This is a genomic window from Sphingomonas sp. SKA58 (assembly GCF_000153545.1).
GTDB lineage: Bacteria > Pseudomonadota > Alphaproteobacteria > Sphingomonadales > Sphingomonadaceae > Sphingobium > Sphingobium soli.
The window spans coordinates 858115-871936 of the sequence record NZ_CH959306.1 but is presented as its reverse complement, the minus strand read 5'-3'; the positions used below and the strand labels follow the sequence as shown (position 1 = coordinate 871936).

The 13822-nt window shown below is 68.1% G+C and carries 22 protein-coding genes; 4 read left to right on the top strand and 18 right to left on the bottom strand.

The features are described 5' to 3' along the window. Positions 1-8: 8 nt before the first annotated feature. Genes SKA58_RS04765 through SKA58_RS04735 form a run of 7 tightly spaced genes read right to left on the bottom strand, consistent with a single transcriptional unit; the run spans position 9 to position 5087 of the window. Positions 9-392, bottom strand: a complete 384-nt coding sequence (locus SKA58_RS04765; RefSeq protein ID WP_009821230.1) for a hypothetical protein — start codon at positions 390-392, stop codon at positions 9-11. Further along, positions 389-1198, bottom strand: coding sequence for a DUF2163 domain-containing protein (locus SKA58_RS04760; RefSeq protein WP_009821229.1), 810 nt, complete (start codon positions 1196-1198; stop codon positions 389-391). Before SKA58_RS04760 ends, SKA58_RS04765 begins: the two co-directional genes overlap by 4 nt. Further along, positions 1195-3540 carry a DUF2460 domain-containing protein gene (locus SKA58_RS04755; RefSeq protein ID WP_037542133.1) on the bottom strand — a complete coding sequence of 782 codons (2346 nt, stop codon included), beginning with the start codon at positions 3538-3540 and terminating at the stop codon, positions 1195-1197. Before SKA58_RS04755 ends, SKA58_RS04760 begins: the two co-directional genes overlap by 4 nt. A 2-nt stretch (positions 3541-3542) precedes the next feature. Next, a complete protein-coding gene (locus SKA58_RS04750; RefSeq protein WP_009821227.1) occupies positions 3543-4100 on the bottom strand; it encodes a hypothetical protein in 558 nt (185 codons plus the stop codon). A gap of 56 nt (positions 4101-4156) precedes the next feature. Continuing rightward, positions 4157-4375 (bottom strand): phage tail assembly chaperone, encoded by a 219-nt coding sequence (locus tag SKA58_RS04745; RefSeq protein WP_009821226.1) that lies wholly within the window; start codon positions 4373-4375, stop codon positions 4157-4159. Further along, complete coding sequence (locus SKA58_RS04740) at positions 4372-4683, bottom strand: gene transfer agent family protein (protein ID WP_009821225.1); 312 nt, start codon at positions 4681-4683, stop codon at positions 4372-4374. The genes SKA58_RS04745 and SKA58_RS04740 overlap by 4 nt, the downstream gene beginning before the upstream one ends. Next, on the bottom strand, positions 4680-5087 hold the full coding sequence (locus SKA58_RS04735; protein ID WP_009821224.1) for a phage tail tube protein: 408 nt from the start codon (positions 5085-5087) through the stop codon (positions 4680-4682). Before SKA58_RS04735 ends, SKA58_RS04740 begins: the two co-directional genes overlap by 4 nt. A gap of 138 nt (positions 5088-5225) precedes the next feature. Between SKA58_RS04735 and SKA58_RS04730 the strand changes: the two genes are divergently transcribed. Then, positions 5226-5549 carry a hypothetical protein gene (locus SKA58_RS04730; protein ID WP_009821223.1) on the top strand — a complete coding sequence of 108 codons (324 nt, stop codon included), beginning with the start codon at positions 5226-5228 and terminating at the stop codon, positions 5547-5549. 108 nt (positions 5550-5657) lie between these two features. Here SKA58_RS04730 and gp17 read toward each other — a convergent pair whose 3' ends face one another. The 7 genes from gp17 to SKA58_RS04700 are packed head-to-tail and all read right to left on the bottom strand — an operon-like array spanning position 5658 to position 9944. Then, positions 5658-6062 (bottom strand): tail completion protein gp17, encoded by a 405-nt coding sequence (gp17, locus tag SKA58_RS04725; RefSeq protein WP_009821222.1) that lies wholly within the window; start codon positions 6060-6062, stop codon positions 5658-5660. Then, a complete protein-coding gene (locus SKA58_RS04720) occupies positions 6059-6256 on the bottom strand; it encodes a hypothetical protein (RefSeq protein ID WP_009821221.1) in 198 nt (65 codons plus the stop codon). Before SKA58_RS04720 ends, gp17 begins: the two co-directional genes overlap by 4 nt. 10 nt (positions 6257-6266) lie before the next feature. Further along, the gene (locus tag SKA58_RS04715) at positions 6267-6803 is read right to left on the bottom strand and encodes a head-tail connector protein (RefSeq protein WP_009821220.1); all 537 of its coding nucleotides are present in this window, start codon (positions 6801-6803) and stop codon (positions 6267-6269) included. Continuing rightward, positions 6803-7081: a phage fiber-tail adaptor protein gene (locus SKA58_RS04710; RefSeq protein ID WP_009821219.1), complete on the bottom strand. Its 279-nt coding sequence runs from the start codon at positions 7079-7081 to the stop codon at positions 6803-6805. Before SKA58_RS04710 ends, SKA58_RS04715 begins: the two co-directional genes overlap by 1 nt. After that, positions 7078-7248, bottom strand: coding sequence for a hypothetical protein (locus tag SKA58_RS19805; RefSeq protein WP_009821218.1), 171 nt, complete (start codon positions 7246-7248; stop codon positions 7078-7080). Before SKA58_RS19805 ends, SKA58_RS04710 begins: the two co-directional genes overlap by 4 nt. Continuing rightward, entirely contained in the window at positions 7245-8768 is a 1524-nt protein-coding gene (locus SKA58_RS19105; RefSeq protein WP_232209366.1) for a tail fiber domain-containing protein, read from the bottom strand. The genes SKA58_RS19805 and SKA58_RS19105 overlap by 4 nt, the downstream gene beginning before the upstream one ends. A gap of 60 nt (positions 8769-8828) precedes the next feature. Continuing rightward, positions 8829-9944, bottom strand: a complete 1116-nt coding sequence (locus tag SKA58_RS04700) for a phage major capsid protein (protein ID WP_009821216.1) — start codon at positions 9942-9944, stop codon at positions 8829-8831. Between SKA58_RS04700 and SKA58_RS20265 the strand changes: the two genes are divergently transcribed. Beyond that, entirely contained in the window at positions 9943-10290 is a 348-nt protein-coding gene (locus SKA58_RS20265; RefSeq protein ID WP_232209365.1) for a DUF2188 domain-containing protein, read from the top strand. The genes SKA58_RS04700 and SKA58_RS20265 overlap by 2 nt on opposite strands. Before the next feature lie 2 nt (positions 10291-10292). Then, positions 10293-10919 carry a hypothetical protein gene (locus SKA58_RS04695; RefSeq protein ID WP_009821214.1) on the top strand — a complete coding sequence of 209 codons (627 nt, stop codon included), beginning with the start codon at positions 10293-10295 and terminating at the stop codon, positions 10917-10919. 1 nt (position 10920) lies between these two features. On the opposite strand, the gene SKA58_RS04690 is transcribed toward SKA58_RS04695, so the two are convergent. Further along, positions 10921-11382 (bottom strand): HK97 family phage prohead protease, encoded by a 462-nt coding sequence (locus SKA58_RS04690; RefSeq protein WP_009821213.1) that lies wholly within the window; start codon positions 11380-11382, stop codon positions 10921-10923. Further along, the gene (locus SKA58_RS04685; protein WP_037542592.1) at positions 11379-11687 is read right to left on the bottom strand and encodes a DUF6127 family protein; all 309 of its coding nucleotides are present in this window, start codon (positions 11685-11687) and stop codon (positions 11379-11381) included. The genes SKA58_RS04690 and SKA58_RS04685 overlap by 4 nt, the downstream gene beginning before the upstream one ends. Before the next feature lie 46 nt (positions 11688-11733). On the opposite strand from SKA58_RS04685, the gene SKA58_RS20010 reads away from it, so the two are divergent. Beyond that, the gene (locus SKA58_RS20010) at positions 11734-11901 is read left to right on the top strand and encodes a hypothetical protein (protein ID WP_009821211.1); all 168 of its coding nucleotides are present in this window, start codon (positions 11734-11736) and stop codon (positions 11899-11901) included. 180 nt (positions 11902-12081) lie between these two features. On the opposite strand, the gene SKA58_RS04680 is transcribed toward SKA58_RS20010, so the two are convergent. Next, a complete protein-coding gene (locus SKA58_RS04680; RefSeq protein WP_009821210.1) occupies positions 12082-13203 on the bottom strand; it encodes a phage portal protein in 1122 nt (373 codons plus the stop codon). Positions 13204-13320: 117 nt separating this feature from the next. After that, entirely contained in the window at positions 13321-13659 is a 339-nt protein-coding gene (locus SKA58_RS04675; protein WP_009821209.1) for a hypothetical protein, read from the bottom strand. Between the last annotated feature and the right edge of the window lie 163 nt (positions 13660-13822).

Here is a 13822-nt window from a genome sequence, read left to right as displayed (position 1 = left end):
CCCCTCCTTCATCCCCGCCACCAGCCGATGATCGGCCAGGGCGATTCCCCCGGCATTTCCACCACGCGCCGCAATCCGGCGTGGGCGTGGACGAAGCCCGCGCCGGTCCCGACCATCAGATGCAGCTGCAACGGCCCCGGCCGCACCAGCGTCAGGTCGCCCGCTCCGCCCTCCACCACCGGCCTCAGACCCGCCGCCTTCAGCCAATCCGCCGCCTTGGCCGTGTCTCCGCTGCGCAATCCGTAGCCGCGCGGCGCGGCCCGCCCCAGCGCCAGCGCCGCCACGCCGACGCAATCCAGCCCGTCCCGATCGCGCCCATGCAGCCGGAACGGCACGCCCACCAGCGCCCGCGCCGCCGCGACGACCTCCGCCGCGCGCTCCTCCCCGCTCATGCGCCGGGATAGCGGGTCAGAAGGTCCATGCCCGGCAGGAACGGCTCCCCCCGGAAATTGGCGATATTGCCAAAGCGCCCGCCACAGGTCGCGGCCTGCCGGTCACAGCCTTCGGTCAGCTGCGCCAGCGTCCCCACCTCCACCGCAAAGGCGGGCGCGTCCGCCAGCGTCAAGCCGGACGCATCATTATCCAGCACGGCCTGCGTCAGCCCCGCGTTACGCCCCGTCATCCATCGCAGCGCGCCAAAGGCATAGGCCCCCGCCACCAGCCCGGCGACGGCGACCTCCGCTCCCTCCACGCCGTCCACCGCCACGATCCGCCGCCGCCCTGCCATATCGACCCGGCATGCCCGGTCGCCCAGCCGCGCCCGGCAGTCGGGCGATGTGCTCGGGGCCACCGGCGCGCTCAATAGCGCCGCAGCGCCCACCAGTTCGGCGGAAAATTCCTGCCCCTTGCGCGACACCGCACCCATCTCGCCCCGCGCCAGCAGCAGCCACAGCGCGCCCGGCGCTTCCCATTGCGTCACCCGCAGCTCCAGCGCCGCACCGTCCCAGCGCCCCGCCATCAGGTCCGCCTCGCTGATCGCCTCGCTCGACAAGGCGCCCGCCACATCGCTGTCTTCGCCATCCAGCGTGATGCCGCTGCGCACCGCCGCCGGCGTCATGCCGGGCGCTGCGCGATAGAACAGCCCTCCAATCTCCAGGTCGCGGTCATGGCTGGTCAGCCCGATCGTCACCCCGTCGCGCCGCGCGATCCGCCAGCAAAAGGCCAGCGTGCACAGCGTCTGATCCAGCCCGCCGCTCATTCGCGTATCTCCACCAGCGGCACCGACACCGCTTCGCCCGCGGCAAAGGTCGCGCGGCTGATCTCCAGCCGATCCTCGGCAAAACGCACTGGCACATCGAACCGGTAACCGGCAGTCAGCACCACCCCCGCCCCCGGCGCCTCGTCGAACGCAATCACGCCCAGCCCTTCATGGCTCCAGCCGTCGATCATCTCGACCCCGTCTGCCGCGACGCGGATGCTGCCCGCAACAGGCCGGGTGATCCGCCGCACCTGCGCCTCCTCGCCCGCGCCATAATGGCGCATCAGTGGGAATTGCGACCGCACGCCATCGCCCACGCCCAGCCGCTGATCGATCGGCGACGGCGCCGCGCCCGCCGGACCGCTGCGGTCATCATAGGGGTCGGTAAAGCGAAAGCCCCGCGCCGCCCCCCGCCGCGCCCGGAAAAAGTCGATCAGCACCATTATGTCCGCATCCGATCGCACGCCCGGCCCGGCATCATAGGACAGCCGCGCATCGGCCCAATCGCTCGACCGCCGCTCATGCCCCGACGGGCTTTCGACAATCTGCGTGGAAAAGGCGGGGCTCAGGCTCGCCTCGCGCCCGATCGCCAGCGGAAAGCGTATATCGTCAAAGGCTTGCACCGCATCCTCCCCTTCTATGCTGAAACAGGTAAAGCCGTCGCGGCACACCTGCGGCAGCGCCCAGATAAAGGTCGCCGCCGTCCCGCGCGCGAGCGACGCGTGCGCCGCCGCCATGATCGCCCGCCATTGCCCGGATTGTTCGGGCAACAGGACGAAGCCGGCCAGATAATGCTGCTCTTCGACCGGATAGCCCAGCCGCGCGGTCGCCAAAGCGATCCCGCGCGCGGTCAGGTTGGGCCGCCCCTCCGTCACCCAGTCATAATCTTCCAGTTGCAGCACATCGAACGCCGGGGCGGCCCATCCGACCGGCATGTTCGCGCGCTTCGCTTCCGGCGCGCGCGGGTCCAATATGGTGGGCAGATAGGCCAGCAGATGCGTCACCGCGCCCGGCGCAGCCGCCTTCACCGCCTCGCACAGTGCCGCCGTCGACGCCGCCAGCAAAGCGCCCGCTGCATCCAGCAGCGCGCATTGCGCTGCGTCCAGTTCGCCCCACACACTCGGTATCGACACCGGCGCGCCGCCCAACGCCGCCCGCGCGGCATCATCATACAGGCAGATGCGCCCGTCGCCCGGCATCACCCACCACCATGGCTCGCCCACCTGAAACAGGATCGGCAAGTCCGCATCCAAGCCGATGGAAACAAAGGCCGTCGCTATCGCCTGCAAATAGGCCATCGCCCCGCCATGGGCGGGCGACAATAATGTCGATGGCGGCTCCCATCCGGTCAGCGCCGGGTCGCCATTGTCCGCCCGCTGCTTCCAGTCGTTCCAGCAATGGGCGTTGAACAATTCATAGGATAGCGACCAGATGACGCCGAACCCCAGCGCCTTGGCCCGCATCGCAAAATCCCGGTGCCATGCCGCGCAGGGCGCATTCAGCGCCCCACCCGCCAGGCTCACATACAGGTCGCTGCCCAACCGTTCGAGCCGGAAATAATGGCTCATGCCGACATAATGGTTGATCGCCCCGCGATAGCCCAGCGCATGGATCGCCGCGACCACCCGCTCGGGCGTCTGGTTGAAACAATCGTCATAGCCCGTCGCCATGCTCAGCCCATGTTCGGGCAGCATGACGTCACCCACCGCCAGCACCGATCCCGCGCCCTCGCACGCGATGGCGCTCAGCTCGGCCCAGCCTTCCTGCGCCTGCGGGAAAGGCGTATCCCCTTCGTCATAGCCGGGCGGCACCAGCGAAATGAACATCCGGTCGACATCGCCCGCCCATACCGGGTCCGCCTCCTCCGGCATGTCATATCCCGCCACCAACGCTGCAAAATCCAGCCGGATGACAGCATCTTCCGGCCCGCCGCTCGCATAATTCCACAAGCGCACATACCAGGCGCGCGGTTTGCCCGCCGCATCGCGCCCCTCGATCGTCAGCGTCGGCCCATGCGTTTCATCCAGCCGCCGGAGCCCGCCACTGCGCCAGCGAAAGGACAGGGTGCAGTGCCGAAAGTCCCGATCCGTCTCATACGCCAGCAGCGGATGGCTCCATCTGTCCTCCGCCTCCCAGATGAGGCCCGCCAGATCCCCCGACCCATAGAAAACCGTATCCACCCGCAGGCCCGGTCCCGAGCCTGTCGCAGCGGCGTCTGGGGCAATCGTAACCACGCTTGCCATCATCGGCCGGGGAAAGTTCACCGTCCAATGGGTCGCCGCGAAGCGCTTGAGGAACCCCGCCTCCTGCCCTTCCCGCGCGTCCGCCAGCCAATATCCCATGCTCATTGCTCCAGCGCCCCCCTGACCGCGCGCGCCACCTGCCGCGCGCTGCGCGCCAGCAATCGCGGCTCGCTCTCCCGGCCACGCCCATTGACCGCGATGCTCACCCGCACGTCGCGCCCGCCGCCGCCATGGGCGATCACCTGACCGCTCGTCGTGGGCACGAACATTTCCGGCCCGCGCTCGCCGACCATATAGGCCCGCCCCGGCGCCACCGGTCCGCCCGTCGCCCGCCCCGGCAACCCCAACACCGACGTCAGCAGGTTCGCGCCCAGGCCCACCAGCCCGCCACCGCTTGACCCTCCGCTCCCCAGCGCCGATCGCAGGCTGCTCGCGGCAATCTGGTCCAGCGTGCTCAGCGCCAGCCGCTTCAGATCCTCAAAGCCGAATTTCCCCGTCCGCACCGCGCGCAGCAGCCCCTGCTCGATGCGCAGTCCCGCCCGCTCCGCCCCGCTCGCCAGCGGCCCTTCCAGGCTCGCTCGCATCGCCTCGACATCGCGGCCCAGCCCTTGCGTATCGGCCCGCACCCGCACCACCAACGTCTCGACATCCTCGTCCATGTCGGCCACTCCTGACTAACTGTCTCCGTCATTCCCGCGACCCGAAGGGCAACCGCTCAGCGCACAGTCCGCGCCTGATCCGGCATCGCGCCCATCAGCCGCGCCAGTTCCGCGCCATCCACGCCGGCCGCGCCATCCGCCTCCTCGCCCTTCGCCGCCTTCAGCACGCTCACCAGTTCGGCCGGGGTCGCGCGCCAGAACTCGTCCGGCCGCCATCCCAGCAGCCAGCCGGCCAATCCCGCCAGCCGCCCGGCCCCGTCGGCAAAGCGCGTCATTTCCCCGCCAATATCTGTTGCAGCACCGCGCGCAGCACTGGCGTCACCCTGGCCAGGCCCAGCGCCAGCACCGCCTCGCCCAGCGCCTCGCGGCTCAATGCATCGCGATCGACCAGGCAGTGCCACAGCAACGCCACCAAATCGCCCAGCGACAATTTCCCGTCGGCCGCCCGCTCGACCAGATCGAACAGCGGCCCCAATTCCTGCTCGGCTTCCACCAGCGCGGCAAAGCTCGGCCGCAGCGCCAGATGTTCGCCGCCCACGACCAGCGCCGTTTCCCCACGCTCCGGGTTGGCGCCACCACTCACAGGCTTACCACCGCGCCGGAGCTTTCCAGGCTCAGCGCATAGTTGCGCTCGCCATTATAGTCGCCGGCATAGTCCAGCCGCGTGACCAGGAACCGCCCGCGCATCCGCTCGCCGCTCTCGAAACTCAGCTCATAATCCTCGATCGTGCCGCCCAGCGCATGATTGCGCACGCGCACCTCCGCGTCCGACCCGGTGAACAGCCCGGCCGCCGACACGCTGACCGACCGCACGCCCGCGCCCGACAGCAATTCGCGCCAGCCGCCCGAATCCTTGCTGGTGATGTTCACCGCCTCGCCATTCACGGACAATTGCGTGGTGCGCATGCCCGCCACCGTCGCATATGTTGCCGGCACATTGCCGTCGCCCACCTTCAGCAGAAACGCACTTCCCTTTTCGACGCCCATGGCGCATTCTCCCGACAAGCGACGCCCAGGATCGAAGCCCGCTGCTTCGGCCCGGAAAATCGCGGAAAAACAGATAGATTGGGCGGTGTCTGGCCGACCCGTCACAACAATGGCTCAGGGTTTCAAGGAGAGGTCCCGATGATTGTTGCCGCTTCGTTCATGATGATGCTCGCCGCCGCCCCATCCGCCGATCCTGTCGGCACGGGACGCCGCGACTTTTCAAAATGCCTCAGCGCCCAGATGCAGCCCGCGCTCGACAAGAAAATGCCGCTCGGCGACTTTGTGTCGATGATCAAACAGACCTGCGCCACCCAGCAATCCGCCTTCCGCGCCGCCATCATCGCGCAGGACAAGGCGGACGGCATGTCCGACGCGGAAGCCAGCGCCGACGCCGACGACCAGATCGCCGAATATGTCGACAAGATCACCAGCGAATATGAGGAAAACAGCCAACCCGGCTGAGTTGGGGAGCGCCCATCCACCCCCTATGCCCCGTCATCCTGCCCTCTTAAGGGGAGGTGGCAGCACGCGGTGCTGTGGGATGGGTGTCACCTATCGCCCGCCTCCTACTCACCCCGCTCGCACCACGCGCAGCCGATAATCCATCACCGCCCGCCACCCCGCGCCCGCGCCGCCTCCCGTCCGCGCGACGCGCGACCGCAGCAGCCGCGCGCTCACGATCCGCCAGCCATCGCGCCCGGCCGCCGCGCCCAGCGCCGGTTCGACCCGCGCCATCATCCCCGCCAGCCGCCCCGGCACCTCCTCCGCCACGGTCAGCCCGATGGTCAGCCGCAATTCGCGCCCCTCGACATCCTTGCCGCCCCAGTCTGAACCCAGGCATTCGCCCACATGCGCATAAGGGGCCGCCGCCCGCCCCGGCTCGCCATCATGCACGCCCTGCGCCACCGCCATCATCGCCGCATCCTCCCGCAGCGCCGCGATCACCGCCACCCGTATCGCTACTTCCGCGCTCATTGCCCGTTCCTCCCTCGCCCCGCCTCCCGCAGCGCCAGGTCGCGCCACCAGCGCGCGCGCAGCCCCGGCGCGGACAGTTCGACCGTCTCGCCCTCCACCCGCGCCGCCACGCCTTCCGCCCTGATCCGCGCCGCGATCCGCGCCCGCACCGTCGCCGCCCGCGCCGCCACGCGCCGTTCCAGCCCCGCCCTCATGCCAGCCCCCTCATGCCAGCCGCATCCGCCGATAGGGCCGCCACAGCGCGCTCACCACCGCGGGCGGCGCCGCATCCTCGCTGCCGCGCGCAAGATAATGGTCCGCCGCCAGCCGGATGATCCCCTGCCGCAGCGCTTCGGGCAGGCCGTTCATCTCCGCCGCCATGCCCGCGCGATAGTCGATCGCCAGCACGCGCCCGTCGCCCGGCCGCGTCGATCGCACCCATCCGTCGCCCGCCGCGTCGATGTCGATGGCATAGGCCTCGACCGGCAGCGCCGCGCTGGTCCCGTCCGCCTCGACCGCCCGCACCTGGCTCACCGCCAGCACCGGCCGCGCCGACAGCCGCTGCCACCCGCCGCCGCCCCCCACCGTCTCGCGCGCATCGCGTGCGATCAGCCATTGGCCGACAAATTGCTCGCACAGCGCGCTCGCCCCGCGCAGCAGCCCGGCCAGCACGGCGTCCTCGTCGTCATGCGCGATCCGCAGATAGGCCTTTAATTCCGCCAGTGGCGCCGCCAGTGCCCCGCTCTCCTGCTGCGCCAGCATCAGCGTTCCTCCACCCGCATCGTCACCGACCGCTCATCCGCCTGCCCATCGGACAGGGTCACGCGATTGGTCAGCCGATAGACCTGGCCCGCCCGCCCGCCGGCCACCCGCGCGCTGCTGCGCTGCGCCTCGAACGCGCTTTCCTCGACGACCATCCCGCCGGCTTCCTCCGGCTCGACCGTCCAGTCACTGGCGATCAAACTCTGCCCGGCCAGATAGGCGGACCAGTCGATCGCATGGTCGACCCGCGCCTGCGGGTCCTTCAACAACAGGCTCATCTGATCTTGCTCCCCATCCTCGCCGCGACCCGGATCGCCGGCGCGCGCGCGTCGACCCGCACGCCCAGCCCCGGCCGCACGCCCATGCCCCATGGCCCGCTCCATCCGGGCCGATCCGCGCCGCCATCCCCGATCGGCTGCGCCCCCAGCGCCTCGCCCTGCATCATGCGCTCGTCTCCAGCGCCGCGATCCGCGCCTCCAGCCGCGCGATACGCCGTCGCTGCGAGGCCGCCTCCAGCGCCAGACACTCCTCATAGCGCAGCCCCCAGCGGTCGCCCGCCGCGCGCGCCGGCGTCACCTCGCCATCATCGTCTGTTTCCGCGTCCCGCGCGTCCCAGCGGTCGTGGCACAACAGCCCCAGCCGCACCGCCGCGCCTGTGCCCAGCCGCGCGTCGATCGCATCGCGCACTTCCTGCGCCACCAGCCCTATATGCGTGCGCGCAGCGTCGCCCTTGGCCGCCACCGCGTCGCCAAAGCGATATTGCTGCCAGTCCACCGCCTCCCAAGCGTCGATCAACGCCTCGTCAATATCCGCCAGGTCCTGCTTCACCCGCGCGTCCGATGTGCTGATCGTCCCGCTCGCAGCGTAAATGGCTGACCATCGCGCCGCCCCGCTTCCCAGCGCAAAGCCATTGTCAGCCGATGGCGCGACCGCGCCGAATGCGGTGATCGCCTGATGCTCCAGCCGCAGCGTTTCCTGCATCGCCGATGATCCGGTCCGCCCGATATAGAAATTCATCCGCGACGCCAGATTATTGGTGGCGGGCGCCGCGCCGACATAGGTGGTGCGCACCCGCGACAGTTCGACGAAATCGCCGCCAATCTGCCCCCACACATTATAGTCGCCAATGACGTCGCCGCTTACAATATCGGCCCGCGCCGCCAGCGTGCCATTGGCGCGATAAAGCCGGTTGTTCGCCAGCGCGCCGGTGCCGACCACGCGAAAACTGCCCTGGCCGCCATCCATCACCACGGACACCGCCGGCCCCAGCACGCTGACCCGCCCCATCCAGCCTTCGGTGGGATAGGCCTCGCCCGTCATCGTATTGATGTGCAACTCGGCGTCACCCATGCGCTGCACGCCGCTCGCGCCCAGCGCGCCGATGCGTGCGCGCACGCTCCCCGCATCGCCCTGTTCCAGTAGCGACCGCCCGAACGCCGTGGTCGATAGCGCCGCGATGGCATCCAGCTGCCCGCTCGCCGCCTGCTTGCCCGCCAGCGCCCCGCTCAATCCATCGATCGCCCGGGCGGCCGCATCCACCGTAGCGCCCAGCTGCTCCATGTTCGCCAGCGCTTCGGCCAGCCCGGCAATTTCGGCCATGGCATGACCATGATCTTCGACCGCCGCGATCCAGCCGGCATGTGGGGTCAGCGTCACGCGCTTTTCACCCGGTCCGAAATCCACCGCCGCGCCGCCCGCCGAAGAGGCCAACGGCGTCCGCACCAGCCGCCCGCCCTCGTCCAGCAAACCGCGGCCCGCCTCCCATTGCGGCGCGTCGCCTGCGCCCACAATGACATAGGGAAAGGCCGCGCCCGCCCCCACTGCGTCGGCAAAGCGCCTATATCCCGCCGCCGCCCCGCTCAGCGCCAGCGGTCCTGTCCCCTCGTCATGGCACAGCTCGCGCACCAGCTCTGCCATTTCCAGCCCCGTGATCGCCACGCCCCGCTCCCCTGCCAGTCTCGACACAAAAAAGGGGGGAAGGCACATGCCTCCCCCCACCAAGTCATCCGCTTGCCGTCTCGCCGTTTACGACGCGGCGAACTTCATCAGCTTGATCGCCTCGCTATTGGCCACGCCGCCGCCGATCCGCTTGACCGCGTAGAAATGGACGAACGGCTTGTTGCTGAACGGATCGCGCAGGATGCTTGTCTCGCTGCGCTCCGCGATGACATAACCCATGGCGAAATTGCCGAAGGCGATGGACAGGCTGCCCGCGGCAATGTCGGGCATATCCTCGGCCTCGACCACCGGATAGCCCAGCAGGGTCGCCGGCTGCCCGGCGCTCAGGCCCGGCTGCCACAGAAACGCGCCATCGCTCGTCTTCATCTTGCGGATGACCGACAGCGTCGCCGAATTCATGACAAAACACGCCCCCTGGCGGTATGGCGCGCGCAGGCTCTGGATCAGGTCGATCAGCCGGTCCTGCGGGTTGCTCGCCGCAAAGCCGCCCGCCGCGCCCGACGCCACATATTGCAGCGATCCGAACGCGCGCACGCCATCGCCCTCGTTGGTGGTCGTATAGGTCAGGAAGCCCTTGGGCTTGTTCGTACCATTGCCGCTCACAAAGGCCGCGCCCTCGGCCACCGCGAACTCGCGGGCAATCTCGCTTGCCAGCCAGCCTTCGACATCGAACTGCGCGTCGTCCAGCATCGCCTGGGATGCCGCCGGGTTGGCGAACAGTTCCCCGCCCGGCGGCACGATCTCGTTGAAGCTCGGCGTCCCCGTCTCGCCCCGCGCGCCCGTCTCGCTCGCCCATCCCGACACGATGCCGCCGGCACTCACCAGCTTGCGGTATCCCGCGCTCCCCGTGCGGACCACATTGGCGATGGCGCGGATCGGCGACATGCCCTTGAGCGTCGATCCGATCAGCTGGTCGATCTCGCGCGGCACCGCATAGCCGCCCGCCGCGCCCGACGCGCCTGAAAAGCTCTTCAGTTCCACGCCCGCTTCCTGCCCATGGCGCAGATATCGCTCGACAAAGGCCGCCCGCGCCGGGTCCTCCATCCCACCTTTGACGCCATCCAGCGCCGGCCGCTGCGCGCTCAGCAACGCCCCTTTCAGCGCCGCCACCTCCTGCGCCAACCCTGCAATCCGCTCCCCCTGCGCCACCATGTCCAGGCTCGCTTCCAACTGATCCGTCATGCACATTCTCCCGCTTGAAAAACAAAAAAGGCGGCCCGGATTGGACCGCCTGAAAGCAACCGTCTTTGCCGCTGGCATTGATAATGCGCTTCGCTTATATTCGGGACTGGAGGTTGTTCACATGTCTCGAAAAGGTCAGCACGTCGTCCCGACGGAAAGAGGCTGGAGCGTCAAAAAGGCTGGATCAGCCAAATCCACCAGCGTCCATGCCACGCAGGCCGAAGCGATCGCCGCTGCAACACTCATTGCACGTAACCAAAAGACTGAATTATATATTCACGGCAGGGACGGCCGCATTCGCGAACGCAACTCCTACGGTTCAGATCCACATCCGCCAAAGGGCTGAGCTTGGCGATTCCCTTTGATCGCTCGGTTTTCGTCAATTGTCCTTTCGATGACGACTTTGCCCCGATCCTTCAGGCAATAGCATTCTGCATTACCGATCTCGGCTTTATTCCCCGACTTGCGCCCGAAAATTCCGACAATGCCACGCACCGTCTGGACCGGATTGTTCACCTTATCCATTCGTCCAGATATGGCATTCACGATCTCAGCCGCTGCAAATCGGCTGCGGCTGACGAATATGCTCGCATGAATATGCCATTCGAACTGGGCATGGATTATGCCACCCGCTTTGGTGCAGATCCCGATCATCAGTCCAAGTCAATCCTCGTGCTTGAACACAGCCGTTATGATTATCAGAAAAGTCTATCCGATATTTCCGGCTGGGACATATCCGCACATAATGGCGATCATATCGCGGCCGTTCGTATCGTAAGCGCATGGCTCATTCGGCAATCCGGCATCGCCCGCGTCGGACCTTCCCGCATCATGGGGAATTATGCAGCCTTTCAGGAATGGTATTGGGAACGAGAATTATCGCAAGGCGCGTCAGAAGACGATATCAAGGCCTACCCGACGATCGAGATGGTCGATGCCATGCGCGACTGGGTCAATATGGGTCGCCCAACCTAAATCACCCCTCCACCGCCACCACCCGCGCCAGATCCTGCATCGGGTGCGTCACCACGCTCACCTCCACCAGTTCCAGCGCCAGCAATTCGCGCGGCCTTGCCCCCCGAGCCGTCTTCACCCGATATCCGAAACTCAGCCCATCGACCGCGCCCTGCGCGATCGCCGCCGCCGCCTCGCGCCCGGCCGCGCTCGCGCGCGACACGCGGCCGATCACGCGCAGCCCGCGCGCATCCTCCCGCGCGCTTTCCACCATGCCGATGACGCTTGCCGGCCCATGCTGCCACAGCAGGGGCACGCCCGCCGCCGCCACATCGCCAAACGCCCCCGCCCGCACGACATCGCCGCCCCGGTCCACACGGTCGAAGATCGCTGCATAGCCCGCAAAGCGCAGGTCGCCTGTCGCCCCCCCTTCCGTTCGCTTCGAGCGAAGTCGAGAAGTCGCCAGCACCGCCTCGCCACTCATGCCTTCACCAACCCGACCAGCCCAACCTTCACCGCCACCCCCGGCAGCACCAGCGCCATGCCGATCCGCACGATCCAGCCGATCACCGCCCCGCGCGCCGCCTTCTTCGCGTCGCGCCAGGCGGACAGCAATTCGCGCAGTTCGCGCACATCCGTCTCCGCGCCCCGATCGCTCAGCCCCAGCCGCTCCAGCGCCCGCCCCGCGCCCAGATCGCTCGCCTCCTCGATCAGCGCGCGGATCGTCACCATGTCCGCGACCTGCCCCTGCGCCTGCGCGACCAGCCGCGCCAGCATCTCCTCCTTCATCGCCCCCTCCTTTTCATCGGCGCCCAACGCGCCTATCTCCCGCGCCATGAAGCGCCCCACCCGCAAAATCCTGATCGTTCTCGTCATCGCCGCGCTCGGCCTTGCCGGCTGGCATTTCGGCCTCGACCGCGCGGGCGACTGCCTGCTTCAGGGCGGCCGCTGGAACTGGGACGGCGGCTTCTGCCGCCTCGACAGCCTCGCCCACGCTGGCTAAACTTTGCATCCAGACCATGAGATGGTCGAGATTTGGCTCAGGCCGAGGCGAAAATGATGCATTTCGAGAACCTCGAAGCGAGCCACGTGTCTCGCTTCGACGCAGCGTGCTTAATGCACGTGAGCACCGGAAGCGCAGAAAGGTGTCATTTGCAGACCGGCTTGGGCCAAATATCGGCCATCACATCCCCAGCATCGCCTTCTTTTCCTCCGCACTCAGAAAATCCGCGCTCGCCACCCGCTCCCACAGCGCCGCACGCTCGTCCGACAGCGCCGGCACCGCGTCCAGATCCGGCTCCAGTTCCAGCCCCGGCCACCAGCCCGCCAGCCCCTGGGCCAGTGCCGCGCCGATCTTCGTCACCAGCGGCAAGATAGCCTGCCGCCACAACGCCTTGTTGGCCTCGCGATAATTGGCGTAGCTATTGTCGCCCGGCAGGCCCATCAGCATCGGCGGCACCCCGAACGCCAGCGCGATCTCGCGCGCCGCCGCCGCCTTCAATCCCACGAAGTCCATCTCGGCCGGCGTCAGGCTCATCGCCTTCCAGCTCAGCCCCCCTTCCAGCAGCATGGGCCGCCCGGCATTGGCCGCGCCGGCAAAGGCCGCCTCCATCTCGCGCTTCACCCGCTCAAACTGTTCGGGGCTCAGCACCGACCCGTCGCCCGGCTCATAGACCATCGCCCCGCTCGGCCGCGCCGCATTGTCGAGCAGCGCCTTGTTCCACACGCTCGCCGCATTGTGGACCGCCACCGCGCCCGCCGCCGCGCCGACGCAGCCCAGCCCATAATGATCGTCCAGCGGGTGCAGCGCCTTCATATGCAGCACGCTCGTCCGCCCGGCCGCGTCTTCGGGGCTTAGCCGTGTCACGCTTTCGCCCACGCGATACAGATAGGCCGCCGGCCATCCGCGCGCATCCGCCTCCACGCTGACCCGCTCGGGCCGCAGCGCAAACAGCTCGGCCGGCATGCCGTCCGCGCCCGCCATCACCTGCACATAGCCATTGCCGTGCAGCAGCAAATGGCAGGCCAGCGTCTCGATCAGGCCCTGACCCGCCGACGCCCGGCCGACCAGCGCCCGCACCCGCGCATCCTCCGCGATCCCCCGCACCTTGATCGCACAGGCCCCCGCGCCTTCGGACACCAGCCGCATCGCCCGCTGCGCCACCGGATTGCCCATGACGCCCGCGCGCAATTGCGCCTCATAACTGGCGGGCCACTCCCCCAGCGCCACCGCGCCCGTCCCCCAGGCACGCGCCAACACCGGCCGCGCATCCCCCTGCGCGGCCTTCGTCCCGAACCATTTCATGGATTGCTCTCCAAAAGCAAAACCCTCTCCCCACAAGGGGGGAGAGGGCTAGTGAAGATTAGCGGCCCCGCCGCTTACCGAAACTGGGAGAGGGGTCCTGCGCACCCGACCCGATATTCAGGGATTACGTGCCAGCACCCGGTCACATTCCGAATTGGTGCCCTCGCTCTTGCCGATCACTCGGCCAGCCACGGCACCCGCCGCGCCCGCCAGCAGGCTTTCGCCCAGGCTGCCGCCCGCCAGAGCGCCGACGCCGGCACCACCGGCCGCGCCGATCACCGTGCCCTTGTCGCGCCCTTCCTTGCCCTTGAGCAGGCAATAGCGCACATCGTCCCGATCGCGCGGAGCCGCCCGCGCGACCCGCGCCCGATCCTTGCTATTAAGGCTCGCCGCCATCACCGGACTCGCCACCACGCAAACGCCGACGATCGCCGCCAGCATCGAAACCTTCTTCATCGCACTAGCTCCATTGAAACAGACATGGATCAAGAACGACAGGCCCAGACACCAGTTCCGCACCTTCTCCCCACGGGGGAGAAGGATACGAAGCCTTGCCGCAAGGCGGCTAGGCGAACTTGGATGAGGGGGACAGCGCACCACCGCAGCTGCTCCCGTATTT

Excerpts from the sequence above, each read along its gene's own strand:
- gp17 (WP_009821222.1), bottom strand. The coding sequence starts at position 6,062 with ATGAGCGCGGAAGTAGCGATACGGGTGGCGGTGATCGCGGCGCTGCGG.
- SKA58_RS04690 (WP_009821213.1), bottom strand. The coding sequence starts at position 11,382 with ATGAGTGGCGAGGCGGTGCTGGCGACTTCTCGACTTCGCTCGAAGCGA.
- SKA58_RS04685 (WP_037542592.1), bottom strand. The coding sequence starts at position 11,687 with ATGAAGGAGGAGATGCTGGCGCGGCTGGTCGCGCAGGCGCAGGGGCAG.
- SKA58_RS04675 (WP_009821209.1), bottom strand. The coding sequence starts at position 13,659 with ATGAAGAAGGTTTCGATGCTGGCGGCGATCGTCGGCGTTTGCGTGGTG.
- SKA58_RS04755 (WP_037542133.1), bottom strand. The coding sequence starts at position 3,540 with ATGGGATATTGGCTGGCGGACGCGCGGGAAGGGCAGGAGGCGGGGTTC.
- SKA58_RS04745 (WP_009821226.1), bottom strand. The coding sequence starts at position 4,375 with ATGACGCGCTTTGCCGACGGGGCCGGGCGGCTGGCGGGATTGGCCGGC.
- SKA58_RS04730 (WP_009821223.1), top strand. The coding sequence starts at position 5,226 with ATGATTGTTGCCGCTTCGTTCATGATGATGCTCGCCGCCGCCCCATCC.
- SKA58_RS04715 (WP_009821220.1), bottom strand. The coding sequence starts at position 6,803 with ATGCTGGCGCAGCAGGAGAGCGGGGCACTGGCGGCGCCACTGGCGGAA.
- SKA58_RS20265 (WP_232209365.1), top strand. The coding sequence starts at position 9,943 with ATGCACATTCTCCCGCTTGAAAAACAAAAAAGGCGGCCCGGATTGGAC.
- SKA58_RS04750 (WP_009821227.1), bottom strand. The coding sequence starts at position 4,100 with ATGGACGAGGATGTCGAGACGTTGGTGGTGCGGGTGCGGGCCGATACG.
- SKA58_RS04720 (WP_009821221.1), bottom strand. The coding sequence starts at position 6,256 with ATGAGGGCGGGGCTGGAACGGCGCGTGGCGGCGCGGGCGGCGACGGTG.
- SKA58_RS04700 (WP_009821216.1), bottom strand. The coding sequence starts at position 9,944 with ATGACGGATCAGTTGGAAGCGAGCCTGGACATGGTGGCGCAGGGGGAG.
- SKA58_RS04765 (WP_009821230.1), bottom strand. The coding sequence starts at position 392 with ATGAGCGGGGAGGAGCGCGCGGCGGAGGTCGTCGCGGCGGCGCGGGCG.
- SKA58_RS04735 (WP_009821224.1), bottom strand. The coding sequence starts at position 5,087 with ATGGGCGTCGAAAAGGGAAGTGCGTTTCTGCTGAAGGTGGGCGACGGC.
- SKA58_RS20010 (WP_009821211.1), top strand. The coding sequence starts at position 11,734 with ATGAAGCGCCCCACCCGCAAAATCCTGATCGTTCTCGTCATCGCCGCG.
- SKA58_RS19805 (WP_009821218.1), bottom strand. The coding sequence starts at position 7,248 with ATGATGCAGGGCGAGGCGCTGGGGGCGCAGCCGATCGGGGATGGCGGC.
- SKA58_RS04680 (WP_009821210.1), bottom strand. The coding sequence starts at position 13,203 with ATGAAATGGTTCGGGACGAAGGCCGCGCAGGGGGATGCGCGGCCGGTG.
- SKA58_RS04760 (WP_009821229.1), bottom strand. The coding sequence starts at position 1,198 with ATGAGCGGCGGGCTGGATCAGACGCTGTGCACGCTGGCCTTTTGCTGG.
- SKA58_RS04710 (WP_009821219.1), bottom strand. The coding sequence starts at position 7,081 with ATGAGCCTGTTGTTGAAGGACCCGCAGGCGCGGGTCGACCATGCGATC.